The sequence below is a fragment of the Streptomyces eurocidicus genome (assembly GCF_002891295.1).
Lineage (GTDB): Bacteria > Actinomycetota > Actinomycetes > Streptomycetales > Streptomycetaceae > Streptomyces > Streptomyces eurocidicus.
The window spans coordinates 557458-582585 of sequence record NZ_LGUI01000002.1; the positions used below are offsets into that span (position 1 = coordinate 557458).

17 protein-coding genes and 1 pseudogene are annotated in these 25128 nt (G+C 69.8%); 6 read left to right on the forward strand and 12 right to left on the reverse strand.

All coding sequences use genetic code 11. The features are described from left to right. Nucleotides 1-242: 242 nt before the first annotated feature. Both gndA and AF335_RS07425 read right to left on the reverse strand, forming a co-directional pair. Nucleotides 243-1703, reverse strand: coding sequence for an NADP-dependent phosphogluconate dehydrogenase (gene gndA, locus AF335_RS07420; RefSeq protein ID WP_102917466.1), 1461 nt, complete (start codon nucleotides 1701-1703; stop codon nucleotides 243-245). Nucleotides 1704-2075: 372 nt separating this feature from the next. Continuing rightward, nucleotides 2076-2246 carry a hypothetical protein gene (locus tag AF335_RS07425; protein WP_170127590.1) on the reverse strand — a complete coding sequence of 57 codons (171 nt, stop codon included), beginning with the start codon at nucleotides 2244-2246 and terminating at the stop codon, nucleotides 2076-2078. A 196-nt stretch (nucleotides 2247-2442) separates the two neighbouring features. Between AF335_RS07425 and AF335_RS07430 the strand changes: the two are divergent. After that, nucleotides 2443-2622: pseudogene (locus AF335_RS07430) on the forward strand (DUF317 domain-containing protein); the annotation flags it as partial. Here AF335_RS07430 and AF335_RS07435 read toward each other — a convergent pair. Beyond that, the gene (locus AF335_RS07435; RefSeq protein ID WP_102917467.1) at nucleotides 2563-2829 is read right to left on the reverse strand and encodes a MoaF-related domain-containing protein; all 267 of its coding nucleotides are present in this window, start codon (nucleotides 2827-2829) and stop codon (nucleotides 2563-2565) included. The pseudogene AF335_RS07430 and the gene AF335_RS07435 overlap by 60 nt on opposite strands. A gap of 192 nt (nucleotides 2830-3021) precedes the next feature. Then, complete coding sequence (locus AF335_RS07440; RefSeq protein ID WP_170127615.1) at nucleotides 3022-7794, reverse strand: glycosyl hydrolase family 18 protein; 4773 nt, start codon at nucleotides 7792-7794, stop codon at nucleotides 3022-3024. A 448-nt stretch (nucleotides 7795-8242) separates the two neighbouring features. Here AF335_RS07440 and AF335_RS34470 point away from each other — a divergent pair, with 448 nt between their 5' ends. The 3 genes from AF335_RS34470 (at nucleotide 8243) to glsA (ending at nucleotide 11177) form a co-directional block, all read left to right on the forward strand. Continuing rightward, on the forward strand, nucleotides 8243-8413 hold the full coding sequence (locus AF335_RS34470) for a hypothetical protein (protein ID WP_170127616.1): 171 nt from the start codon (nucleotides 8243-8245) through the stop codon (nucleotides 8411-8413). 187 nt (nucleotides 8414-8600) lie between these two features. Then, on the forward strand, nucleotides 8601-9038 hold the full coding sequence (locus AF335_RS07445) for a hypothetical protein (protein WP_102917469.1): 438 nt from the start codon (nucleotides 8601-8603) through the stop codon (nucleotides 9036-9038). A gap of 561 nt (nucleotides 9039-9599) precedes the next feature. Beyond that, nucleotides 9600-11177, forward strand: a complete 1578-nt coding sequence (gene glsA / locus AF335_RS07450; RefSeq protein WP_102917470.1) for a glutaminase A — start codon at nucleotides 9600-9602, stop codon at nucleotides 11175-11177. Nucleotides 11178-11324: 147 nt separating this feature from the next. Here glsA and AF335_RS07455 read toward each other — a convergent pair whose 3' ends face one another. Beyond that, complete coding sequence (locus tag AF335_RS07455; RefSeq protein WP_102917471.1) at nucleotides 11325-12581, reverse strand: MFS transporter; 1257 nt, start codon at nucleotides 12579-12581, stop codon at nucleotides 11325-11327. 161 nt (nucleotides 12582-12742) lie between these two features. Between AF335_RS07455 and AF335_RS07460 the strand changes: the two genes are divergently transcribed. After that, the gene (locus AF335_RS07460) at nucleotides 12743-12991 is read left to right on the forward strand and encodes an SDR family oxidoreductase (RefSeq protein WP_260421959.1); all 249 of its coding nucleotides are present in this window, start codon (nucleotides 12743-12745) and stop codon (nucleotides 12989-12991) included. On the opposite strand, the gene AF335_RS07465 is transcribed toward AF335_RS07460, so the two are convergent. The 7 genes from AF335_RS07465 to AF335_RS07495 all read right to left on the reverse strand — a co-directional run bounded on the left by AF335_RS07465 (nucleotide 12945) and on the right by AF335_RS07495 (nucleotide 22923). After that, complete coding sequence (locus AF335_RS07465) at nucleotides 12945-13706, reverse strand: SDR family NAD(P)-dependent oxidoreductase (RefSeq protein ID WP_102917473.1); 762 nt, start codon at nucleotides 13704-13706, stop codon at nucleotides 12945-12947. The two genes, AF335_RS07460 and AF335_RS07465, sit on opposite strands and share 47 nt — an antisense overlap. Nucleotides 13707-13735: 29 nt before the next feature. Then, nucleotides 13736-13978 (reverse strand): acyl carrier protein, encoded by a 243-nt coding sequence (locus tag AF335_RS07470; protein WP_184743272.1) that lies wholly within the window; start codon nucleotides 13976-13978, stop codon nucleotides 13736-13738. Between the two features lie 85 nt (nucleotides 13979-14063). After that, nucleotides 14064-15311 carry an aminotransferase class I/II-fold pyridoxal phosphate-dependent enzyme gene (locus AF335_RS07475; RefSeq protein ID WP_102917475.1) on the reverse strand — a complete coding sequence of 416 codons (1248 nt, stop codon included), beginning with the start codon at nucleotides 15309-15311 and terminating at the stop codon, nucleotides 14064-14066. Beyond that, complete coding sequence (locus tag AF335_RS07480; protein WP_211304074.1) at nucleotides 15308-17278, reverse strand: condensation domain-containing protein; 1971 nt, start codon at nucleotides 17276-17278, stop codon at nucleotides 15308-15310. Before AF335_RS07480 ends, AF335_RS07475 begins: the two co-directional genes overlap by 4 nt. A 10-nt stretch (nucleotides 17279-17288) precedes the next feature. Further along, complete coding sequence (gene fabF / locus AF335_RS07485) at nucleotides 17289-18509, reverse strand: beta-ketoacyl-ACP synthase II (RefSeq protein WP_102917477.1); 1221 nt, start codon at nucleotides 18507-18509, stop codon at nucleotides 17289-17291. Between the two features lie 62 nt (nucleotides 18510-18571). After that, a complete protein-coding gene (locus tag AF335_RS07490; RefSeq protein ID WP_102917904.1) occupies nucleotides 18572-20260 on the reverse strand; it encodes a thiamine pyrophosphate-binding protein in 1689 nt (562 codons plus the stop codon). Between the two features lie 5 nt (nucleotides 20261-20265). Then, nucleotides 20266-22923: an aldehyde dehydrogenase family protein gene (locus AF335_RS07495; protein WP_102917478.1), complete on the reverse strand. Its 2658-nt coding sequence runs from the start codon at nucleotides 22921-22923 to the stop codon at nucleotides 20266-20268. A 403-nt stretch (nucleotides 22924-23326) separates the two neighbouring features. On the opposite strand from AF335_RS07495, the gene AF335_RS07500 reads away from it, so the two are divergent. Further along, on the forward strand, nucleotides 23327-25033 hold the full coding sequence (locus AF335_RS07500) for a DUF1295 domain-containing protein (protein WP_211304075.1): 1707 nt from the start codon (nucleotides 23327-23329) through the stop codon (nucleotides 25031-25033). Nucleotides 25034-25128: the final 95 nt, after the last annotated feature.

Here is a 25128-nt window from a genome sequence, read left to right on the forward strand (position 1 = left end):
CAGGACAGAAACGACAGGTAGGGACACATCCATACGAGCGGGTGATCCGGTCACCGATTTTCGGCGTGTCGCACGACCTGTTCGCACCTTTTCCTACGATCCGCCCGCCGGTGGTCCGGGGCCGGCCTGGCACCCCGTCAGGTGGCGCCGGAGGCGCCCGGCGCGCGGGCCGCCGCCACCGGGGCGGACCGGATGTCGGCCGGCCCCGGTCGGGGGCGCCCGGGGGTGCGGGCGCGGTCGGATCAGGCGGTGCGCTCCTCGTCGCGCTCCCCGCTCCACCGGGTGTGGAACGAGCCCTCGCGGTCGACCCGCCGGTAGGTGTGCGCGCCGAAGAAGTCGCGCTGCCCCTGGGTCAGGGCGGCGGGCAGCCGCTCGGCGCGCAGCGCGTCGTAGTAGGCGAGGGCGGCGGAGAAGCCGGGCGTGGGCACGCCGTGGGCGACGGCGGTGGTGACGACCGAGCGCCAGGCGTCCTGGGCCCGGCCGACCTCCTCGGCGAAGCCCTTGTCGGCCAGCAGGGTGGGCAGTGCCGGGTCGGCGGCGAAGGCGCTGCGGATGCGGTCCAGGAAGGCCGCCCGGATGATGCAGCCGCCCCGCCAGATGGCGGCCATCGCGCCGAGGTCGATGTCCCAGCCGTACTCGGCGCTCGCGGCGGCGATCATGTTCCAGCCCTGCGCGTACGAGACGACCTTCGACGCGTACAGCGCCTCCTCGACCCGCGCCGCGAACGCCTCCGCCTCGTCGGCGGAGAGGAACTCGCGCCGCGGCCCGGGCAGTTCCCGGGCGGCGGCGCGGAGGTCGCGGTGGCCGGAGACCGAGCGGGCGAACACGGCCTCGGCGATGCCGGACACCGGGGTCCCGAGGTCCAGCGCGGTCTGCACCGTCCACCGGCCGGTGCCCTTCTGCTCGGCCTCGTCGGCCACCACGTCCACGAAGGGGCGCCCGGTGGCGGCGTCGGTGTGGGCGAGCACCTCCGCGGTGATCTCGATGAGGTACGAGTCCAGGCGCCCGGCGTTCCAGCCGCGGAAGGTCTCGGCGATCCGGGCCGGCGTGAACCCGGCCACGTTCCGCAGCAGGTCGTACGCCTCCGCGATGAGCTGCATATCGGCGTACTCGATGCCGTTGTGCACCATCTTGACGAAGTGTCCGGCGGCGTCGGGGCCGACGTGGACGCAGCAGGGGGCGCCGTCCTCGGCCTTGGCGGCGATGGACTCCAGGAGCGGGCCGAGGGCTTTGTAGGACTCCTCCGATCCGCCGGGCATGATGGCGGGTCCGTTGAGGGCGCCTTCCTCGCCGCCGGAGATGCCGGTGCCGACGAAGTGGATGCCCTTTTCGCGGAGTGCCTTCTCGCGGCGTCGGGTGTCGGCGAAGTGGGCGTTGCCGCCGTCGATGATCATGTCGCCCTCGTCGAGGAGGGGTGCGAACTCGTCGATGACGGCGTCGGTGGGGTCGCCGGCCTTGACCATGATGATGAGCCGTCTGGGCTTCTCCAGGGCGGCGACGAAGTCCTCGGCGCTCTCGGCGGGGACGAAGTTCCCTTCGCGGCCGTGCTCCTCGACGAGGGCGGTGGTCTTGGCGTAGGTGCGGTTGTGGACGGCGACGGTGTGGCCGTGGCGGGCGAAGTTCCGGGCGAGGTTGCTGCCCATGACGGCGAGTCCGGTGACGCCGATCTGCGCGGTGGCCTTGGGGGAGGGGGTGCTGGGCATTGCGGGGATCCACTCCTGTCACGTGCGTCGGTGAGGCTGTGCGTAAGGCTTGTGCGAGGCGGCAACGCCGGAGGGCAACTGGATCTTCCCGCCGGGGCCGCCGGGTGTCGCCTGATCATCGTGGCACGGTCGTGGGGAGGTGACCGGGAATGCGCCGAGATGGCCTCGATCTTGTCACTTTCGCTCCTGGCGGAGATCTTCGCGCTCGGGCTCCGATTGTGCGATTCGGACAAGTGGGGGCGCTGGGTGTGTGGTCACCGGATCGGAGCGCCGGGGGCGGGCGAGGCAAGAGAGGCGCGATCTTACGGTCGCGTGATCTTGGCGCTTACGGGCGGTCCGTGGCGCTTTCAATGGCTCAAGGGTCGAGCGTCATCAGGTCGAGATCGCCTTGACCGCTGTGGTGAGCGTGGCGACCAGTGTGAGGGTGGCCGCGAAGGCGACGGCCGCGCGGGTCAGCGCCTGGGCGTAGGTGGCCTGATCGCGGCGGGCCAGGTAGTCGGCCGCGGCCGAGACCAGGACGGCCAGAAGGTGGCCAGGGCGCACCCGATGAAGATCAAGGTCGTCCGGACGGACACGGTGGTGCTCCTTTGCGGCAGGGGCGGCAACAAGCTGGGCGGCCAACCTGCCGCATAGCGCGTTCAACGGTGTTCGAGGCGCGGAAAGATGAACACTCGTGAACGTTGCCTCACGCCACGGGGGAACTTCCAAGGCCGGGTAGTTAACGTTTCCGCAGGTCACGCAAGCGTGGGCGGAGCCGGTCCTGGGGGACCCCTACCTGTGGTGCGCCACCTTCAGCGCCGGCGCCCCGCACGACCTGGTCGCTGCCTTCGCCTCCTCCCTCGCCTCGTCGGCTCCCGTCCTACGGCGCACGCTGCCTGAGAGCACCGAGGGACAGCTCACCGTCACCCCGATCAGTTGATCTCTTGCCGTCCTGCTCGAACCGGATCACCGCGCGGACGGTCCGGTGCCGCCAGTCCTGAGCCTGTTCGACGTTGGTGCCGTCGGCCTCGGTCCGCTTCAGCCGGTAGACGCCGGTGGCGAGTTCGCGGTGAGACACCTTGACGGTGCCCTCGGCGGGGTCCTGGCCGGTTCCGCGGTGGGCTACGGCCGGGCTCAGCCCGAGCACGGTGACGGAGGGGAGCGCGCCGACGCCGAGGCGGGCGGTGGACTTGTGGAGGAAGGGCCACGGAGGACCTCCCGGAAGATTGACGCGTCAACCACTGCCTCATGGGCTCGATAGTTGATGCGTCACCTAAATGCCGGAAAGGGCCCGACGGAGCGTCGTCGCTCCGCCGGGCCACGTTGTCCACCCTGCTCGCTACGCGGCGGGACCGAGCTTCTTCCACGGCTTGCCGCCGTTGGACTCGGCCTGCCCGGGGGCGACGGTGGTGTACCACTGGGCGTACCAGTACCAGCCGTCGTGCTTCACGAACGCGGCCGTCGAGGCCGACGGGTCGCCGTTCACGATGCGGGTCTCCCGGGTTGTCGTGCCGTTGGCGACCTCGACGTCGTGGTCGCCGACGGCCGAGCGGAGTTTGAACAGCCCGTTGTGCCTGGGGCCACCGGGTGCCCCCTCAGCGCCGTTGTCGGCGATCGGGACGAGCTTCCACTTCTGCTCGGCGCGTCCGTCGCAGCCGACCGAGGCGACGTCCTGGCGGGAGTCGGCCGCGGTCATGCAGCGGTCGCCGCTGCCGACCGTGTAGAGGCCGTCTCCGGCCGGACGGATCCGCCAGTACTGGTTGGGGTTCGACTCGCCGAGCTCCACCAGGTGGACGCGGGACTGGTCGGGGTTGTTGTCGATCATCATCGGCCCGCCCGAGGGACTGTCGCCGTACTCGAACATCCAGCCCTTGTCCCCCTTGTCGTACATCCGCCAGAGTCGTCCACCGTCGGGCCGGTAGACCTGGCCCTTCGTGTAGTCGGCCGCCTGGCAGCGGTCCCCGGAGGCGGGGGCCGGCGGATCGACGACGTCGACCTCGCGGCGCTGGTCGCCCGTGCTGCCGAACTCCTTGTCCCCGACCTTGAAGGTGACGTTCGCGGGGCCGGTGACGGGCAGGTAGTACTTGAGGTCGATGTCCCGGTACTTGCCCGGCGGCAGGTCCTCGCAGTAGCCGAGCTTGAGTGTGAGCCGGTGGAAGTCGCCCTTCAGGCCACCGGCGTTGGGGCCGGTGTGCCCGGGGGTGAGTCCCTTGATCTCCTTGTAGTCGTTGTCCTTGACGACCGGAGGTGTCGAGGTCGGGATGTCGAACGAGATCTCCGTCCCGCGGCCGAGGGGCACCTTGCTGTCGTTGGTGATGCGCAGCTTGGGCTGGACCGGGTAGAAGTCGTCCTTCCCGGTGGGGAAGTCGACCAGCTCCGCCTTGACGTCGATCACCTCCCTCGGCTGCGCCCGTCCACCGGCCTTGGCGTTGCCGTACGCGCCCGCGCCCTTGAAGGCGTTGTCCAGGCGCGTGGTGAGGTCGTAGCCCATGCCCCACTCGCCGCCCGGGCGCTTGGTGTAGTCGCCGGCGAGCTCCCAGACCATCGCGCCGCCGATGTCCTTGTCCGCGATGTACTTCGCCTTGGCGTCGACGGATCGCTCGTTCTCGGTGGAGAGGAAGACCTTCTTGGCGTCGTTCCACAGCCAGGGTGCTTCGAGGGCGTCCGAGTACTTCTCGGCGTAGGTGCCGGTCGGCTTCCCGTCCTTCACCCCGTAGGACCCCAGATATCCCGGCGTGACGCCGTCCTGGAGGTTCTTGGTGTGCCACAGCGGGTTGGAGCCGGCGCCGACCTCGTTGCCGTCCTCGGTGTCGTGCCAGACGTTGTCGATCCCGGTCGCGCCCAGACCGCAGGACTGCGCGTTGGCGGGCCCCCGGCCCCCGGTGCCTTGCGGGCACTTGGACTGGTCCGGCATCGCCGCGGTCCCCCACAGCCCGTCCGAACCGCCCTGCACATCGCGCCAGCCCCGGGAGTAGTACGGGATGCCGAGGTTGATGCGGCCGGGCGGGAGCGCGCCGCGGTAGTAGTGGTAGGCCCAGTCGGTGTTGAAGTAGCCGTGCTTCTGGAAGTCCTTGGTGTCGGCCTTCCCGTCGTCGTAGATGCCGGCGTCGGCCAGCTCGTTGTCCTTCCCGTCGTCGTACAGCGGTGCCTGCGGGCCGACGAACTTGTTCCACGAACCGTGCAGGTCGTACGTCATGACGTTGACGAAGTCCTGGTACTGGAGCGACTGTCCGGCGTCGAGCCCGCGCAGCAGGTAGCCGGACGAGGATCCGGCGGAGGTGAGCAGGTAGTAGCGCCCCTTGTCCGCGCCGGCCTTGTCCAGCTTCTCGCGCAGGGTCTTCATCAGTGCGTTGTAGCCCTGCTGGAGGCCCTTGCGGCGGGGGTTGGAGACGTCCCAGTCCTTCGGGTTTCCCGTGTTGGGCAGGGCGGTCGGGTACTCGTAGTCGATGTCGACGCCGTTGAAACCGTACCGGTTCAGGAATTCGGTCACGGAGTCGGCGAACGTGTCGATGCCCGCCTGGTTCACCGAGCCGTCACCGTTGGTGGTCATGGTGTAGAAGTTCCGCGTGTCCGCCCAGCCGCCGACGGAGATCAGCGTCTTCACGGCCGGGTGCTTCTTCTTGTAGGTGTTGAGCAGATTGAAGTGCCCCTTGTACGGCAGCGACGGGTCCATGGCGTTCTTCGCGCCGTCCCAGGTCATGCCGGTGGCCGGGTTCTTGGCGTCGCCCGGGTCGCCGATGGAGATCCGGTCGTCGTCGACGCGGGCGAAGGCGTAGTTGATGTGGCTCACCTTCGACCAGGGGATGTTGGAGGCCAGGTACTTGGGGTCCCCGTTCGTCCCGGCGCGCCATCCGGTGAAGTACCCGACCATGCGCCGGGTGCGGTCCTTGCCGACCCACTCGCGGCCCGATCCGTCGTAGACGTCGCAGTAGCGGGTGGACACGCCCTTGGTCGGGGTCATGCCTTCGGGACGGCAGTCTCCGGAGGAGGCGGGTTTGGCGCCCCGGTCGTCGGCGGAGTCGTCGAAGGGGTCGCCGGCGTCGCCGGACCGGGATTTGTCCTCAGACGACGGCGTGTCGAGCACCCACTTCTGTGCTTCGCTCCCGTTGCAGCCCCAGAGCTGCAGCTGCCGTCCGTCGTCGGGTACGGAGCCGGGGACGTCCAGGCACAGGTCGGCGTTGACGTTCTTCAGCTCGTGGGCGTCGGTGCGGGTCCACTTCTGGGCCTCGCTGTCGTTGCAGCCCCACAGCTGCACCTTGGTGCCGTAGTCCTTGCCCGAGTGGTCCGCGTCCAGGCACAGGCCGAGCGCCCGGACCGTGCCGTCGCCGGGCAGGGTCCAGTCCTGGGCCTCGCCGCCGTTGCAGTCCTGGAGCCGGACCGGGGTGCCGTAGTCGCGCGCACCGTCCTTCACGTCGAGACACCTGCCCGTCAGGCCCTCGAACTGGCCGGAGGAGATCTCCTTGGGCGGACGGCGCACGCTGTCCGGAATGCGGGTGACGTCGTCCCCCGCGGAGAAGATCGACTGCCGTAGGTCGCCCCAATCGTCGTCGATCATTCCGGAGGTGTCGTAGTCGTCGTCCACCGTGCCCGGGTTCACCTTCATGGTGACGTAGGCGCCGTCCTTGATGAAGACCGTCATCAAGGGCGACGGCGGCGGGTGCTGACCCGATGGGTCCTGCCACCGTACGACTCCGGGAGCGGGCGCGGAGAACGCCGCCTGGAGCCCCTCGGAGAATCCGACACGCTTCAGGACCGACCAGTTGTCGGCGATCTTCTTCGGGCCGTTGATCAGCTTGTCCCCGGTCCCGTCGATGTCGATGCCGACCAGGGCGTACTGGTCCCCCTTGAAGAAGTAGGCGTTGTTCCCCTCGACGGCGACCGCGGTGTCTATCCCGTCCGCGAAGACGGTGCCGCGGAGCGGGCGGAACGTGTCGGCGATCTTCATCGGGCCGGTGGCGACGGTGCCGCCCAGGAGCCCCTGCCCCGCGGCCTCCTTGTCGAGCGACAGGCGGAGGTACTGGTCACCGCTGAAGAGGAGCAGGTCGTTGGGGTGACCGGGGAGCCGGATCGCGGCGTCGATGCCGTTGACGAACACCGTCCCCCGCAGCGCGGGAACGTCCTGGGAGATGCTCCGCGCCGCGTTCGGCCCCCCGGACAGGCCCCACGAGGGGCTTCTCTTGCCGCCGATCGTCACGGTCTTATGACTCAGCCGCTGGTAGTTCGGGCCGTTGAAGAGCAGGACGTCGGCGTAGTCGTTGACGGAGATGGCCGCCTGGACGGGCTTGCTTGTCATCGAACACTGCCCGGAAGAGGATTCCGTCGACCGGGCGGCCGGGGGAGGGAAGCGGACACAGCCGCGCTTCAGGATCGCGAGGCGGAGCCGGTTGTCCTCGCGCAAAGGGTCGGTCAGCTCGGCGAAACGATGGGGATCGTCGGCATTGGCATTGGACACCAGGGTGCTGTTGGGGGCCCATGCGTTGATGGCACTCTCGTCGGCCGCCGTCAGGACATCTTGAGGTCTCCCTTCGGCGTCTCGCCGCACTCCATCGAGTGTTCGGATGACCCTGGTCCTGATGGCGTAATCGCGGAGGCCCTCCGCGATCACCACGGCCATCACCATCACCGCTCCCCTCGCTTCCCTGACCTCTCCCTGGCGGGGGGTGGGCGCGGTACGGAAATCGGTGATGGCCCGGTTGATGTTGGCCTGGTTGACCAGCGGCCAGGTGCTCCGCGTGCCGCCGGTGTCCCCCATCTCGTATCGCCCTGTCCGGTCGCGCAGGTCTTGGTAGTTGCTGGTGTATGCGAGCTGCCTCGCTTGACCTCGTTGTCTGCGGGCGAAGTCCTCAAGCCACGTTCTTTGCGCCGGGGTGAACCGATCATTGAGATACCAGACGTTCCGTTCGCCGTCCCTCACCACGTAGAAGCCCACGATGTACGCGTCTTCCGGCCGGAAGATCACACCGATATCCGTAGTGGTGTCACCTTCCGGCCTGTCCCCCGTATAGAGGGCGAGAACGCTCTCCGCCCCCAGCTCCTGGCCGCCCACATTCGGCCGGGTGACCCGGTACCTGTCCCGGTACGGCGCCGAGTAGCGCTCCGTCAGACGCGTCATCAGGGCCTGGTACGCGGCGCTTCTTTCGTCCTGCGCGGCAGCCGGCGGCGCTTGGAGGAGGCCGGCGGTCAACGCGAGGACCACCAGGGCTACCACTATGCCTGCCCAGCCGGCAGGCCCACGCCCCCGTCTTCGCCCGCATTCCACTGCATCGGTCATCATCTGTCTCGCTCTCCCGCACGGTCGTTCCGACGGCAGTGGTCGTCCCCGCGCGCAGACGGCCGCCGCCATCGCCAAGTCTGCTGATGCGGATCAAGGGGAGATAAACGGCGGATGGATCGTCGCAGCGGAGCGGCCCCGGGCGGCAGCGGGCTCAGCCACCCACGGCTCCCAGCCCCCTCCCCGCCGCCTCCACGTCCGCGCCCCCGCCCGCTGCGCTACCGCCCGCGCGCGGGCGGTCCAGAAGATGGGCCCCAGGGCGCCCAGGTGGTGGGCGACCGGGCCCAGGGTGACGACGCCGCTGCCGGCCGCCGGCCAGGCCGTCCGCGGCTGGGAGGAGTCGGCGGTAGACGGAGGACGCCATCTCGCGGTCGCCGAGTTCGACGGCGAGGACGGCGGCCAGGCCGAGGCGGACCTCGGAGGCATGGCCGCGGGCGTGGATGGGGCGGGAGTTCCGTGAAACGCCGATGCCTCAAAAGACCAGAGAGGCCATCCTTCTGACATTCAAGATCTACCGTCACCTGATGCCGGCATCGATCGGCCGAGCAGCCCGAATCCTCAACGAAGGGCTGTAACCTGATCTCTTTCGGCCGGTCCGTATTGCGTTCAACTTCCGGCTGTCCGCGCTAGAAGGAAGAAGTAATTCTGTGGTCGTCACTTCCTACGCTCAAATCCCGGCCCTCCTGGTCGATTTCGCGCCAGAGGCGGCGAGCTTGATTGAGGAGGAGGCCGATATGCCCCTCCACGAGGCGGTTCGTGACGACGATTTCGCGCTCGGCTACTTCAATCTCATCGGAAATGTGCTGTCCTCCCCTCTTCTGATGCCGCAGCTGCGTGCGGAAGATCCGGATCGTGATCTCGTGGCGCGCTGCCTCGCCTTCGTCGAGAAGCTGATGGAGAGCCCGGAGGACGGGGTTCGATCGGCTGCGCACTTCCAGTGCTTGGAGCCGCTTCTCGATGCGGATGGTCTCCTGAAGACAGCGCTTCCGTTCATGAGGGAGCGAACGAGGGAAGAGGCCGCGAAAATGGTGCGGTTCTACGCCGTCGAAGTGGACGACGATACGCGTAGGCAGCTGGGGCTGTAGCCCTGCTGCATTCCGGTGAAAAAGAGGGGCAGGAGCCGTCGAACTGCTCCTGCCCCTCAGCGCGTTCAGGGCCCGAGGGCCCCGTACCTCAGGTCGTCCGCAACGCCAGGAAGAAGTCCAGCTTGTCCTCCAGCCGCGACAAGCCGCGCCCTGTCAGTTGCTCGATTCCGCTCGTGGCGCGGACGGTGCACGTCGGAGCTCCTCGGGGGTGTGGGGGCGCGTGAGGAGCGGAGTAACCCGCAGTACGCAACCGCACCACCGTCCTGAGCGGACAGTCAACAGCAAGACCGGTTTTCGCGGCCGGTGGCCGGGAATCGTCGGTGCGGTGGGGTGCCTGGGGACACTGCACCCCGTGGTCCTACGATTTGGTACGCGAGCCCATCAGACGTCTCTCCCGGCGCAGGCCCACCTCCTCAGGGCAGGGGAACCGGCCGGTTCCCCAGCAGAACGCTCCTTCGTCGGTACGGGGGTGCACGAGGCTGTCTGCCGCAGTTGATCGGAGGGGGTTCCTTGCCTGCTGCGAAAGCCAGCAAGCGGTCCGCGGCCCGCGCAGTGGCATCCATGGCTGTTCCCGGTCAAGGCGGAGAAGCTCATACGGGTGTCTTCGGCTGCTTCGAGCAGGGCCCGTCAGGCCGACTCTCTCCCGATCGTCTGCTGAAGGTGCTGCATCGGGCGGGCATTCTGCCCGACGATCCGCGGATCACCGAGACCCTCGCAGAGCTGGAGCGCGCCCGTCCTGCCGTATCGCCGGCCGAGCCGTGGCTACTGGCCGTGGAGGAGTTCGCCGCCGTCACCCGGCGCAACCGCGGCATCATCGAGCGGGCGGCCCGCGGGGAACTCGCGGTTCCGGACTTCCCCGCGCTGGTGGGCGACCTCCAGCGGATCTACCAGGAGGTCTGCGCCGAGCGGAGCGGCGCCGTCGCCACGTACATCCCCCAGCTCGCGCGCGTCGAGGCGGACCAGTTCGCGATCTCGGTATGCACGGTGGACGGGCAGCGCTTCTCCATCGGCGACGCCGAGGTGAATTTCTGCCTGCAGTCGGTGTCCAAGCCCGTCAGTTACTGCCTCACCCTGGAAGAGCACGGACCCGACACCGTCCACCGTCATGTGGGACGGGAGCCCAGTGGCCAGGGCTTCAACGAGCTGACCTTCAACAAGGCGGGGCTGCCGCACAATCCGATGATAAATGCCGGGGCCATCATGAGCTGTGCGCTCATCCAGCCCGGCCTGGACGCGGCCGACCGCTTCGACTACGTGGCCGACACCTGGAAGCGGCTCGCCGGCGGGAGCGGCGTCGGTTTCAACAACTCCGTGTACTTGTCCGAGCGCAACACCGCGGACCGCAACTTCGCGCTGGGCTACTCGATGCGGGAACGCGGCGCCTTCCCGCCCGGCACCGACCTGATGGCCACCCTGGAGTTCTACTTCCAATGCTGTTCGATCGAGGTCGACGCGCGGCAGCTGGCCGTCGTGGCGGCCTCCCTGGCCAACGCCGGGGTGTCCCCGCTGACGGGGGACTCCGTATTCTCCGCCCAGACGGTGCGCCACTGCCTTTCGCTGATGTCCTCATGCGGCATGTACGACTTCTCCGGCGAGTTCGCCTTCACCATCGGCCTGCCCGCGAAGAGCGGAGTCTCCGGCGCTCTGATGCTGGTGGTGCCCCAGCTGATGGGTATCGCCATCTGGTCGCCCCGGCTGGACGCCCAGGGGAATTCGGTGCGGGGAATCGAGGTCTGCCGACGCCTGGTCGACAGCTACAACGTCCACACTTATGACCTGCTCACCGGCACCGGTGCCGAGACCGGCAAACGCGACCCCCGTCTCAGGTGTCATCAGAGAGCCATCGAAGGCATCGTGGGGTTGTGCCTCGCCGCCAGCCAGGGCGACCTCAACGAAATCCGCCGCCTGGCCGCCTGCGACATCCCCCTCGGCGCCGCCGACTACGACGGCCGTACCGCCCTGCACCTTGCGGCAGCCGAGGGGCACCGGGACACCGTGGAGTTCCTCCTTTCCATGGGGGTCGACCCGAGACCGGTGGACCGCTGGGGTGGAACGCCTCTGGACGACGCCAATCGGTCCGGACACCAGTGGCTGGCCCGGCTTCTCGCCGATGCCGCTGACAGCTTTCCTCGCCCTTGATATCGGCTCCTCCTCATGCCCCCGGCCTCCGCTCCTGCGGGAACTCGCCGGAGGCGACCCCGTGGGTCCCGTCTCTGCGCCAAGGCCAAGTCCGGCAAGCCCCTTCGCCGGGCCCGGCGGTCGGCAGACGACCGGCGATCGGCACGGTCAGCGCAGGGAGCGGATCGCCGGGCTCGCGGCGACCAGGCCGGCGCACCCCAGGACGGCGCCGCCACAGACCAGGAACAGCGTCGTCGTACCGTAGGGGAGCAGGACGCCGGCGACCACGTAGGAGAACGGGTCGAGCGCCACCGTGGCCAGCACTACGAGGCTCATCACCCGGCCCAGCAGTCGCTCGGGCACTCGCTCCTGCAGAGCGGCCACGACGACCACTCCGAGAAACGCCGACCCGACGCCGATGAGTGACACGACCGCTGTTGCGGCCATGACATGAGTGACGGCGGAGAGTCCGGCCATGCCCGCGCCGATCGCCGCGACCCCGCCGACCACGGTCCAGCCGCGCCGGGCGGGCGGCCGCCACCCGGCCACCAGTGAGCCGGCCAGTGAGCCGGCACCGAAACCGGAGAGCACGACGCCCAGAGATCCCGCGCCACCGAGGCGTTGATCGGCGAGCACCGCGCCGCCCACGAGCACGGGGCCCACGACCGCGATGTTGATCAGGGCGATGGCCGCCAGCATCCCTCGCACCAGCGGTTCGTGCCAGGCGTATCCCAAGCCCGCGCCGAGGGCGCGCGCACTGCTGAGCCGCTCACCGTCGACGGCGCCCGGACCGGCGTCGTCCCCGGCACCTTCGCCGCGTCGTACCACGCGGATGAGCGTGCTGAGGGCGACGGCGGCCAACGCTGCCATCGCCGCGATCCCACCGAGCGTCGCGGCGAAGCCGACCGCGGCGATGACCCCGGCGGCCACCGCCGGGCCGACCAGATCGCCCCCCGACTCCGCGCCCTGCACCAGTGCGTTGACCCGGGCGAGCTTCTCGGTCGGCACGACGGCGGGCAGCAACGCCAGGGCCGCCGGGAAGTACGCGGCGTCGGCGGCGCCGAGCATCCCGGAGAGCAGCGCGACCGTCGTCACCGATGGCGAGGTGAACGTGACCAGGGCGCCGAGAGCGAGCAGGACGGCGACCCGGAGCCAGGCGGCACCGGCCGCGACACGGCCGGGAGCGAGGCGGTCGACCAGTACTCCCGCGGGAAGCAGGAGCGCCGCTCGCGGCAGCGCCACGGCCACAAGAACGAACCCTGTGGCGATCCCGGGTTCCGCCAGCTCGAGCACGAAGAGCGTGAGCCATATCAGGAACAGCGCATCGACCACGGCCGCCAGCCCTTGGCCCACGATCAGGCGGCGCAGGTGCGGGTCGCCGAGCGGTTCGCGCGGGAGGGAACGGGCAGTCGGCTCCGTCGTCATCGCCGGCTCCCCGGGGCGCCGAGGATCTGCCCGCGGCCGACGCCTCCTGGGTCCGGAACGGCGGCGTGATACGCGACATGCTCACCCCGCCGATGCCGATGCCGATGCCGATACCTAACGTCGTCCGGTGACCGCGCCCGCCACACCGTCGTCCGCAGCCCCTGGCGGCGGCGTTTCGCGCAGCGGTCGCGCCCGGTCGCACCGAGACGGACATGACCGCATCGCTCACTGATCGACAACATGAGCACCTCCGCTCGCGGACTCCGGTGGGACGGGCTGCCCGGCCGGAGGAGACCGGAGCCGCGGCGCCCTTCCTCACCAGTGATCGGGCTGCGTACCTCCCAGGAGCCGTACCGCGCGCCACTAGGCGATGTGCGTGCCCCCGTCGACCGTCAGGGTGGTGCCGGTGATGTAGGACGCCGCGTCGGAAACGAGGAAGACCAGAGCCGCAGCGAGCTCCTCGGGCTGCCCGATGCGGCCTGAAAGCACCCGCGGCATCATCGCCTCGAGGTAGCCCTCGGCGTAGCCGTCGGTCATCGCGGAGGTGAAGAGGCCCGGCGCGAGGGCGTTCACGCGGATGCCCTTGCCGGGGGTCCACTGCTGGGCCAGATCGCGGGTGAGCCCGAGGAGCCCGGCCTTCGACGCCGAGTAGGCGGCCTGCGGCAGCCCGCCCGTGACCAGCGCGAGGATGCTCGAGACATTGACGATGGCACTGCCGGGCCGCATCACCGCGCCCGCGGCCTGGGCCATCCAGTAGGAGCCGTTGAGATTGATGTCGACGACCTCGCGGAACTGCTCCGGTGTCTCCTCCGTCGCGGGTCGTTCACCGCTGATCCCCGCGTTGTTGACAAGAATGTCCACCCGCCCGAACGCGTGCACGGCCGCGTCGATCAGCGCGCGGCAGTCCTCCGGCTCGGCGACGTCGGTACGCACGGCGACGGCCCGGCGGCCGAGCTTCTCGACGGCCGTGCGTACGGCCTCCAGCCTCTCGGTGCGCCGCGCCCCGAGCACGACATCGGCGCCGGCCTCGGCTACCGCGGTGGCGAAGGCGACACCCAGCCCGGAGGAGGCGCCGGTGATCACGGCGACGCGACCGTCGAGCCGGAAGCGATCGAGGACGCTCATGGCCGCCTGACCTTGGGGAACCATGGCGGTCACTGGTGTTCGGCGATGTAGCTCACCACGTCGCCGACGGTCCTCAACTCCGCGACCCGGTCGTCGGGGATCCTCACCTCGAACCTGTCCTCGACCGCCACGGTGATCTCCACCATCAACAGGGAGTCGATGTCGAGATCGTCGGTGAAGGACTTCTCGGCGGTCACCTCGGCGGAGCCGACGCCGGTGACCTCTTCGACGATCTTGGCAATGGCGTGGAGAGTGTCGGTGTCGTTCGGCACGGGTTCCTCCTCCTTGGGACGGGACCGGCGTGGGTCGGTCATGTCCGTCGGTCATCGGTCGGTGCGGCGGACCTCGGTGGGGACGTCAGAGCCCGAGGCGCCGTCGGTAGGTGAGCAGGGTGCGCAGGAAGCCGTCCATCTGTTCCTCGGTGTGGCCCGCGTGCGGGAACAAGCGCAGCAGCGCCTGGTTACGTGAGACGGCCGGGTAGGAGAAGACGGGTACGAGGTAGCCGTCCTCGATGAACCACTCCCGCATCTGCAGGGCGGCGGCGTCGTTCCCGATCGGCACCGAGAGCATGTACGACTCGGTCGGCGTCGTCGGCGTGCCGGCCTCGTGCATCTGCCGCCGAAGGCGGGCGGCATGCGCCAGGTAGTCGTCGACGATCCCCGGATCGGCGGCGAGGACGTCGATCGTGCGCTTGGCGGTGTAAGCGGTGGGTGGCTGGATGGCGGCCGTGAACATCGAGGTGCCGGAGAGCAGTTCGAAGGCGTCGATGGCCACCGCCGGCCCGGCGATCGCGCCGCCTTCCAGACCGATGGCTTTCGACAGTGACACCATGACGAAGTCGGCCCGCTCCCGGATCGCGGCCGTCTCCCGGGCGTACGGACGGTTCTCGGGCCCGTACACCATGAACCCGTTCGCGTCGTCGATCATGCTGATGGCGCCGTGCCGGTCGCACTCATCGAGAATCTCCACGATCGGCCCCATGGTGCCGTCGGCCGAATAGATGCTCTCGGCGATCACCACGGTCTTGCGGGCCCGGACCCGGCCCAGGACGCGCGCCAGGTCGGAGGCGTCGTTATGCCGGAACGCGTGGACCTTGCGGCCGTAGCCGAGTCCCTCGAGGCCCTTCCAGATACTCCAGTGGACGTCACGGTCGACGACGAAGACGGTGTCGTGATTACGCACCTCGATCCCGGTGTCGAAGTGCGCGGAGTTGCTCATGGCGTGAACGAACCCGATGTTGGCCAGGAGCCCCGTGGCGAAGCTGATGGCTCGCTCCTTGCCGGTGTGGCGGGCGATCGTCTCCTCCAGCACCTGGTGCGGGCGGCAGATCCCCTGGGTCATCCTGGATCCGCTGGTGCTCAAGCCGTGGGCGAGCGCCCCCTCCGCGAAATGGCGGCGTACCGGGATGTGGCGCTCCAGATCGAGGAAGCTGATACTGGCGAAGTTCACCAGCTCGCGGCCGTCGCGGACGATGGTCGGCCCGACGGGACCGTCCACCACCGGCGGGCGGTATGCCGTGTCGTGAGTGTTCGCCTCGACGAAAGCGGCGAAGGCCCACGGGGCCAGGCGGTCCACGGACGGTGCGGGGGCGCGGGACGCGGTCATGGTGAGATGTCTCCTCCACGATGGGCGTGGGGCGGTAAGGGCTCCAGAGCTGCGGCGAGGTGGCCGAGCGAGGCCGTTCCGGCCAGTTCGTCCGACGCGATCCCGGTGAAGCCGGACTCGTGAAGCAGCGCCAGCAGACGAGGGACGGCGACCAGGGTGACTCCGTGGTCGGCGAGGCAACGGTTCATGTCCACGGCATCAGGGCTGTAGAAGGAGCCGGCCGACAGACCGCCGGGTTCGACAGCGACCACGGCGGCGGCCAGAGCCCGTTCGGCGCCCGTCATGGGCGGGCGCGACGGGACCCGCGGGGTTCCCGTGCCACCGGCGGCGGTGCGGGAGCGGTCGGGCGGACGGCCGGATCCGAGGCCGACCGGGAACAGGACGTAGCGGCCCGGGGCCACGACACCGGGCACTTCACCGAGGTGGTCCAGGACGTGGCGGTGCAAGTCACCGGGGGTGACATCAGGGGCGACGCGGGCGTGCGCGACGAGTCGCGGTCCGCCGCCTTCCCCTACGGCGCCCCCGCCGGGCGCCACCGTCACGTCGAGCACTCCGGGATGGCCGTGCAACACGTCTTCGACCTTGGTCAAGCACACCCATCCCTGCGGGGCGCGCCACCACCCGGAGGCGGCCGGTGTGCGCGAGTGTGCCGGAACCGGGCACTCGGCACCGTCGGCGAGCGCGCGCAGGAGACCACACAAACGGACGGGCAATGCCACGGCCTGCCCGGCGTCGAGCAGGTGATCCCCGACGGTGACATCGAGGGTGACGACCCCCGCGTCGCGGCTGAGGTCGACATAGAGCGTGTCGCAGGGCTCGTCGGGCGAGCTGCTGATCCAGGTGGCGGGCCCGTCCGGCGGAGCGTCCCGCGCGGGGACCAGGTAGTCGCGCGGCCACGAGTAGCAGTTGTACTCGATGGTGGGTACGGTCACGACACCGCGGCGACGGTCCATGCGCGCCTGGGCGGCGACCAGCTCCGCGGGGCGCCACTGACCGTGCCGGTAGGCCGCGGTGGAGGCGGCGGCGACCGAGGCGACCACCTCGCCGAACGCCGCGCCCGGGCGGAGATCGATCTGTACCGGAACCGTCAGGGCCCGGACGCCGACGCTGTTCCGAAGAGCGGCCCTGGCCCGGTTGGAGACCACCACCGAAGCGAGGAACCGGTGTTCGCCGGTGCGGGTGGCGACGTCGTGGGCCAGCGCGGCGAGCACGACGACCTCCGGGCTGACCCGATGCCGCCGGGCGACGCGGTCGAGGTCGTCGTACGCGCCCACCGAGCGGTGCTGGAGGCGGTGACGCCCGTCGCCGCTGCCGGTCCCGCCGAACGGGGCCAGTACGCCGGTCGGGTTGCTCGCGAGACGCATGAGCCATTCACGCTCCGCCGCGCAGGCGCGTGCCCGGGGCTGGGCGGCGACCGTGTCGAGCGGGTGCGTGGCCGCCTCCGCCGGCGCGTCGTCGCCGCGCAGCCGATCGTGCAGTTGGCTGATCAGTACCGCCAGCCCCCATCCGTCGATCACGACGTGGTGGGCGGCCAGCAGGACCGCACGCGGCTTTCCCGCCTCGAGCAGCACCCTGGCCCGCCAGGGCGGATCTCGCTCGGGATCGATCGGGCGGGCGGCCAGCGCCGCTGTGGCGGCCTCCAGGGTGTCGGCATCGGCGGCCGGAACGTCGACGCAGTCGACCGGCAGCGGAGCCCAGCCCGCACGGTGGACGTGTTGTACCGGGCGGAGCGGGTCGACAGTGGTGCGCAGCGCCTCATGGCGGGCGGTGAGGGACGCGAGCGCCACGAGGACATCGGCGACGGTCGCCGGGGGCGGGACGTGGCAGTGGTCGGCGAGCGGCGTCGGGTTCACCCGCCGTGGTGAGGGAATGGTGCGCTCGAACCAGTGCCACTGCTGGACCCAGGTCAGCGGCCCGCTGCGGGTGACGGTGGCCGGGCTCGGGGGCGGTTCCTGAAGGTGATTCACGGCCGGGACCTCATACCGCTCGGACCACGAGAGCGGCATTGTGGCCGCCGAAGCCGAACGAGTTGCTGAGAGCGATCCGCATACGCTCGTGGTGCTGCGCCCGGTGCGGCACGAAGTTGATGTCCGGGGCGATCGGCTCGTCGCAGTTGATCGTCGGCGGGACGTCACCCGTACGGAGGGCCTGGATCGACGCCACGAGCTCGACCGCTCCGGCGGCACCGATCATGTGCCCGGTCATCGACTTGGTGGAGCTGACCGGGATCCGGGTGACACGATCGCCCAGCACCTTGCGCAGGACGGCCGCCTCGACGGCGTCGTTCAGCAGTGTTCCGGTGCCGTGCGCGTTGACGTAGTCCACGTCCGCCCCCGATATCCCCGCGTCGCGCAGCGCCGCCTCGACGGCGAGGCACGCGCCCCGTCCCTCCGGGTGCGGGGCGGTCCAGTGATGAGCGTCGGAACTCGCTCCGTATCCCGTGAGTTCGGCGAGGGGCGCCGCCCCTCGCCTGTCGGCCACCTCGGCGGCCTCCAGCACCACCACGGCGGCTCCCTCGCTCATCACGAACCCGTCGCGATGCGCGTCGAACGGCCGGCATGCCGCAGCCGGATCGTCATTGCGCCTGGACAGCGCGCGGGCGTTGCCGCTGCCCGCGAGGTCGACAGCGGTCACACAGGCGTCGGCGCCGCCGGCGAGGACGATGTCGGCCTCCCCATTGCCGATCATGCGCATCCCCGCACCCACCGCGTCCGCGCCACTGGCGCACGCCGTGCTCTGGGCCCGGCTGGGCCCCTGTGTGCCGAGACGCATACTGATCTCGCCGGCAGCGCTGTCCATGGCGGTCGTGACCTGGGTGAACGGGCCGATACCCCGTGGCCCCTTGTCGCGCAGCGTGTTCGCGGCGCGGTAGATCGACCCCACCGGGCCGTAGCCACTGCCGATGATCACGGCGACCCGCGGCGCCAGGCGGTCGTCCACGACGAGTCCGGCGTGCTCGCAAGCCTCCAGCGCCGCGGCGAGGGCGTACTGTGCGTACGGGTCGGCGCGGCGACTGACCGTCGGGGGCATATAGCGGCCGGGTGCGAATCCGCGGACCTGGCCGCCGATCCGGACTCCGAGACCGGTCACGTCGATCGCGTCCACGGTGTCGATGCCGCTGCGCCCGGCGAGCATCGCCGTCCATGTCTCGTCGACACTGTGGCCCAGTGGCGTCACCGCCCCGTACCCGGTGACCATCACCTGGCGTCGGACCCGGCTGCGCCCTGCGTCACCTCGCTCTCTCGCGTCCGTCGCTTCTGTCACTGGGGAACCACCCCGGCGTCGCGGAGGGCCGGGAGGACGTCGTCGGGGGCGACCGGCACCATGAGCACGGCGGTGCCTCCCCGGGCGCAGAAGCGGCGCGCGGCGAGAATCTCATCGGTCAGCGCGGCCTTGTCGCGCAGTACGCGACAGTGGATGTCCGCCCCGTCCACCACGGGCGGCGGCGCGCCCGGGCGGGTGAAGGGGTGGCGTTCGGCGTCGAGGCCGAGGCGGGCACGTTGGGCGTCCAGCCAGCCGTAGCCGCCGTTGCACAACACCACGTACAGAACGCCGCCGTGGGCCGGAGCGGTGACGGCGATGTCCGCGCGGGCCGCGAGGAACGCTCCGTCCCCGATGAACGCGGTGACCTCATGGCCCGGGGCGGCCCGTTTGACCCCGATGGCCGCGGCCGCCCCGAAGCCCAAGGGCGTTTGCTCCGACGGCACGATGGACCCGCCACCGACGCGGAAGGGGAAGCCGTAGGACCACATGTCCTGCAGCCCGTTCTCCTGGACCAGCACGCGGGGCTCGCCGGCGGTGGCGTCGAGCGCGGCGAGCAGCTCGGCGATGCGGATCCCCGGAAGCGCCGCCGCGCGGGCCAATTCCGCTTCCGCCTCGGACGACATGGCCGCACGGGCGACGGCGATCCTGTTCGCCCACACCTCGGTCGCCTCCGGGTGCTCGGCCTCGCCGTCCTCATCCAGCGCCCGCGACCAGCCGAGCACGGCCTGCCGGGCGTCGCCGAGCACCCGGGGGCCCGCGAACTCGGCCGACAGCCCGGCTGGATCCAGGTTGACCTGCACCACCTCGACCGAAGGCCATGACGTTCCGCCTTCGACGACCGTCTCCTCGAGCCGCCCGGCGAGCGACACCACCAGGTCGCAGGATGACCACAGCTCACGGGCGGGGGCCGCGGCGTAGAGACCCGCCACGCCGCAGAACCGCGGGTGGTGCTCGTCGACGGCCCCGCGGCCGGACGCGGTGGTGAAGAGCGCCGCGCCGAGGCGTTCGGCGAAGCGCTCGACCACACCGTCGTTGTTGCGGTGCCGCATTCCGCCGCCCACCAGCACCACCGGACGCCGGCTCGCGCGGATCGCCGCCAGTGCCGGACCGGGCGTCACGGGAACGGACTCGAGGACCAGTGGTTCGGGCAGTGTCGGCCGGGGGCCGGTGACGAGGATCTCCGCCGTGCGGACGTCATCGGGTATCTCCAGGTACACGGGTCCGGGCGGTGGCCCCACGGCTCGGGTCAGCGCCGTCACCGTCGCGGGGACGACCCGGTCCGGATGCCCCACCCGGTGCGCCCACCGCACGAGAGGCGCTGTCACGGCGACCTGGTCGAGTTCCTGGAATCCGCCGCTGCCCCGGCGCCGTTCGGGCACGCCGGCGGCGAGCACGAGGACGGGCGCACCGGACTCCCGCGCCTCGAGCAGCCCCGTGGCCGCATGCGTGACAGCCGGTCCTTTGCCCAGTGCGCATACGGCGAGCCGGCCTGACTGCAGTGCGTAACCGGTCGCCATGTACATCGCGTTGCGCTGGTCACGGCACGGCACAAGGTCCAGGCCGGCGGCGTCGAGGGCGCGAAGCAATTCCAGATCGTCTCCGGGCAGCCCGAAGCAGGTGTCCACTTCGTTCGCCACCAGCACGTCGACGATCGCGGACCACGCGTCGGCGTACCGTTTGCTCACCTGGGTCACTTCCCACCCACCGAGACGGGGGCGGCCGCCGGGAGATTCCGCGCCACGGCCTGCGACATGAGCAGGGGCTCGGCGTGCCGCTCGCCGCCGTAGGAGAGGTAGTTCGCCCGCATCCCGAATCCGCCGAACGGGCGGTTGCCGTCCTCGGCGTCGAGCAGTGTGTGGTTGACACAGGTTCGGTGACGCTTGGCTAGAACTTTCACCGTCTCCGGATCGTTTCCGTAGACCATCGCTCCCAGCGCGTGTTCGCTGAAGTAGGGGCTTGCCAACCGTTCACGCAACCGCATCGCACCGGGATAGGCCACGACGTTGAACACCGGGGCGAACATCTCGTCAAGGGGGATCTTGTCGTCGAAGTCCCACAGCAGGATGGTCGGCTCGATCCTGCGGGACGGCAGGTCGATGCGTCCACCGTGCCGGATGTGACGCGCATGACGCACCAGGTAGTCCGAGCAATTCACCAGCGCCGAGTCGTAGAAGATCGGGCCGTAGTCGACAGCAGGGTCGCTGTTCTGCCCGAAGCGCAGTGAATTCAGTTCCGTGGACAGCAGGTCGATGAATTCCTCGGTGCGGCCCTGGGGCGTGAACACGACGTCGGGACCGAAACAGTCCTGGCCCGAGTTGTAGAGCCGGATGTTTGTGACGTCATGCGCGGCGCGCGTAAGATCGGCATCGGGTGCGATCACGAAGGGGTTGATGCCGCGACCGAAGAAGAGGAAGAGCTGGTCTTCCGTCAGCCCTTCGCGGATGGTCTCGGCATTGGAGTAATTGCCGGTGAAGGCGATGAGGTCCGCCTCGCGTACCGGTCCCGTCACGAACTTACGCTGGCTGAGTTCGAAAATCTTGATGGGTAAGCCGTGCACCGGCGCCAGCAGGGCGTGCAAGCGTCGCGTCTGACTTTTGATCTCGGAGGACGGCCGAAAGGCGATTTCGCCGCTGTAAAGGGACGCCACGAGCAGGTAGAGCGCGTAGGAATAGAGCGGGATGTTGGAGGGCATGAAGACCGCGGCCCGGGGCACGCGGCCGGGCCGGACCCGGCGGATCTCCTCCTCCGCTCCGTCGAGGGTGGCGAGGAACGACCGCAGCTCCGCGTCGGCGGTCCGGTGGGGCGAGATCTCGGTGAGAATCCTCAGCACCGCGTCTTCGTTGTCGGCCACGTACCGGCGCACCGCGCGCAGTGCGTCGACACGGTCGGCGAAGGGGATGCCGTACTCGGTCGCACTGACGGTCGGGCCGGACGCGGTCGCGTCGGTGGTCGTGTGGTGCGAGGCGGACAGCGAGGTCATGGCGATCTTCTCCAGAACGGCCAGGTTGGGCTTTCCCGTGCTCGTGAGAGGCAACGCGGGAAGCACGACGATGTGGTCGGGCTGCTCGTAGCGGGCGAGCGCGGAGCGCAGCACCCGTTTCCAGTGCGCAGGCTCGTGATCGTCCGGGTCCGCGATGACGAACACCAGACGGCAGCCCAGACGCTCGTCGGGGACGGCGACGACCTCCGTCCGCGCGCCGGCCGACTCGGCCCGCTCGGCGAGGTGGTCGGGATAGAGCGTGTGGCCGTCACGGTGCACGGCGTGCTTGCGCCCGACCGGGAAGACGCGGCCGGCGCCGTCGAGCAGGCCGATGTCGCCGGTGCGGTGAACGGGACCCGAAACCGGAACGATCTCACCGTCATCGCCCAGATGGCCGGTCATCAGGCCGTCGCTGCGCACGACGAGTTCACCGAGCCGGCCGTGGGGAAGCGGCCTGCCGTGGTCGTCGTGGACTTCGACGACCACGCCGGGCAGCGGCGTGCCGCACCCGACCGGGTCGGCATGGTTCGCCAGCGCGATGTTTCCCACCTCGGTGGCTCCGTAGCCGTCGAGCAGGCGCCGGCCTGTGCGGGCGTGGAACCGGGCCGCCAGGTCGCGCCCCAGCGGCGCGCCGCCCACGCACCAGGCGCGTACCGTCTCCAGCGCGTTCGCGAGAGCGGGACGACGGTCGAGCAGGTTGAGCAGGCCGTAATAGGTCGACGGGGCCCCGTCCACGACGGAGAGGCTGTGGCCCGCGCCGACCGCGAGCGCACGGTCCAGGCGCGTGGCCGGCCCGTAGACCATGAGCGTGCCTCCGCCCAGCCACCAGCAGAGCACCAAGGACAGGCCGTATTGGTGGGAGTACGGCAGGACGGGCAGGAAGACGTCGTCAGGCCGGTACCCCATTCGTTCCGCACTGAGTGCGAGGTTGTCCAGGATCGAGCGACCGGAGCGGACGATGCCCTTGGGGCTGCCCGTCGTACCCGACGACCACGAGATCGCGGCGTCCTGGCGCCGTGCCCAGGCCGCGACATCGGGCACGGCCGCCGTGTCCGAAGCGGGCCGAGGTGCCGCGGTGTCGCCCGTACCGCCGCTGATTTCGAGCACCACGCGCGCCCGGGAGCGGATCCGCGATCTCTGCGGCGGGGTGGACCGGTGATCGGCCAGGACCACCGAGGCGTCGAGGTGAATGAGCGCGAGCAGATCGACGACCCATTCCGGGGAATTGGCCCCGCTCATCATCACTCGCGAACCGGGTTTGACGCCGCGGTGTGCAAGAAGTTCGGTGGCACCGAATACGCGGGCCGCGATTTCGGCTGTCTCCCAGATGTGTCCCTCGGGCGAGATCAAGCGCCTGAAAACGGGCAACTCGCGCTCCTTAACGCCAGGGGATGTATTCAGCTTCCTGGACGTACACGCTTGTAAAGCCACGATCCCGTGAGAGCGGCTACTTCTGTTCAATAAGATACATCTTAGGTGACTATCCCATGCCGGTGGACCGGTGTCGAGTACCACAACGACACTCCGTGGCGAGTGTGGGGTTGTCGAGTATGTGGTGACGGAAGAGGTATGTGACGACTGGACAGTTCTGATCGGTGAATTCGGGGCGGAGCCGAGGCCGCGGATGCGTGGGCGGCGCGCCGCTGGGGAGAAAGGTCCGTTGTCGACGTTTACCCCGTGACGCGGCGAGCCCCGTCGGCTTCCCGCAAACGAGGACGGGAACCGTGCCGGTCTGGCATCCTCGGAGGTCATGGGGGTGCTGCCAGGAGGCATGGGCACGGTCGGTCTCGCCTTCGTGGCGGTGTCGGCGTTCACAGGGGCGCTGTTCGCGGGGTCCTGTCTGCTGCCCGGCCGGGTCCAGGAGGGTGCGGACCTGCCGGACGGGAGCAGGGAGCGGTACCGGCTCAACGGACTCCCGCTGTTCGGCATCGTCCTCGTCGTGGTCGTGGTGCTGGGGGCGGTGGTTCCCGGCGCGCTCGCCTCCGTCGCGGACCACGCGGATGCCCTGTTCGTGGCGGCGAACGTACTGGCGTTCGCCGGTTCCGGTGCCCTGTACGCGGCCGGACGCCGCCGGCAGGGCCGGGAGGGGCGGCGTACGGTGCGGGGGGCCGCGCGCGACTGGTTTCTGGGTATGGAGCTCAACCCGAAGCTGGCCGGGGTCGATCTGAAGCTGTTCTCCTACCGGCCGTCGCTGATCGGCCTGTTCCTGGTCAACGTGGCGTTCGCGGCGGCCCGGTACACCGAGCGCGGTGAACTCGGCGGACGGATGCTCCTGTACCAGCTGATGTGCCTGCTGTACGTCGCGAACTACTTCCAGTTCGAGCACGGCATGGTGCACACCTGGGACATCAAGGCGGAGCGGTTCGGCTGGATGCTGGTGTGGGGCGACTACGTCCTGGTGCCCTTCTTCTACAGCCTGCCGGGGCGGTATCTGCGCGGGCTCGACGCCCCGCTGCCCTGGTGGCTGGCCACCCTCTCGGTCGTCCTGTTCACGGCCGGGTTCTGGATGTTCCGCGGGGCCAACGTCCAGAAGCACCGTTTCAAGGAGGACTGCCGCACGACCGTCCGGGGGCGCCCGGCCCGGGCGCTCGGCGGCCGACTGCTGGTCTCCGGTTTCTGGGGCGTCGGCCGCAAGCTCAACTACACCGGCGAGTTGATGGTCTACACGGGATGGACGGTCCTGTGCGGTGCCTCGTCACCCGTGCCCTACACGGTCCTGGCCTTCCTGGCGGTGCTGCTGGTGCACCGGGCGCGGCGCGACGACAGGCGGTGCGCGGAGAAGTACGGGCGCCTGTGGACGGCCTACTGCCGCATCGCGACGTTCCGCATGGTCCCGTTCGACACCCTCGGCCACGGCCGCCGCACCCGCCGGGGCCCGGTGTCGCGCGAGGACCGGGCCGTGCTCGGCTTCCTCGGCTTCTCACTGGTGCTGGCCTTCACCCTGGAGCTCTACTTCGTGGTGTGCCGGAGCACCGTCCGCCAGCACACGGACGTCTTCGCGCGGTTGTTCCGTTTGTACGGGATGGGGGACAGCACCTACTACGGCCGCGGCGATACCGCTCTCCCCTTTGCGCTGGAGACGATCAACATCGGTATCACCCAGGGGCTGAACGTCCTGCTCGTCGTGGCGATCCTGCGCGGCCTGCCCTGGCGGTACCCGTTGCAGCTGGCGGTCTCCTCGTACGTGGCCTATTCGGTGGTGCTGTACTTCTGGCACGCGCATGTCGGCGGCTACCCGGCCATGCCGGAGCACAGCCCGTCGGCGTTCCTCGTCTTCTACGCCCCGAACCTGCCTTGGCTGCTGGGCAATCTGTGGCTGGCCCGCTCGGCGTTCACGGCCCTCACCGCCCGGCTGCGGACCGCTCCCGCGGCTCCCGCGCCCGGCGGAGCGCGACGGTCCCGGCACACGCCCCATGAGCTTCCGCGCATCCCCGAGGGACAGGTGTCGACTCCCGCCCGGCAGGAGAACCTCCCGTAAGACCCCTTTGTGCCGTGTATGCCTTTACGGGCCGTCAGGAGTGGGGGAAGACGTTGCCGAACCTTTGTGTACGGGCGGTTGCCGGGCCGCTTGTC

What these genes read in the sequence shown, in the direction of transcription:
- gndA (WP_102917466.1), bottom strand. Translation starts at nt 1,703, where the DNA reads ATGCCCAGCACCCCCTCCCCCAAGGCCACCGCGCAGATCGGCGTCACC.
- AF335_RS07440 (WP_170127615.1), bottom strand. Translation starts at nt 7,794, where the DNA reads ATGACGCGTCTGACGGAGCGCTACTCGGCGCCGTACCGGGACAGGTAC.
- glsA (WP_102917470.1), top strand. Translation starts at nt 9,600, where the DNA reads ATGGCTGTTCCCGGTCAAGGCGGAGAAGCTCATACGGGTGTCTTCGGC.
- AF335_RS07455 (WP_102917471.1), bottom strand. Translation starts at nt 12,581, where the DNA reads ATGACGACGGAGCCGACTGCCCGTTCCCTCCCGCGCGAACCGCTCGGC.
- AF335_RS07465 (WP_102917473.1), bottom strand. Translation starts at nt 13,706, where the DNA reads ATGAGCGTCCTCGATCGCTTCCGGCTCGACGGTCGCGTCGCCGTGATC.
- AF335_RS07475 (WP_102917475.1), bottom strand. Translation starts at nt 15,311, where the DNA reads ATGACCGCGTCCCGCGCCCCCGCACCGTCCGTGGACCGCCTGGCCCCG.
- fabF (WP_102917477.1), bottom strand. Translation starts at nt 18,509, where the DNA reads ATGGTCACCGGGTACGGGGCGGTGACGCCACTGGGCCACAGTGTCGAC.
- AF335_RS07500 (WP_211304075.1), top strand. Translation starts at nt 23,327, where the DNA reads ATGGGCACGGTCGGTCTCGCCTTCGTGGCGGTGTCGGCGTTCACAGGG.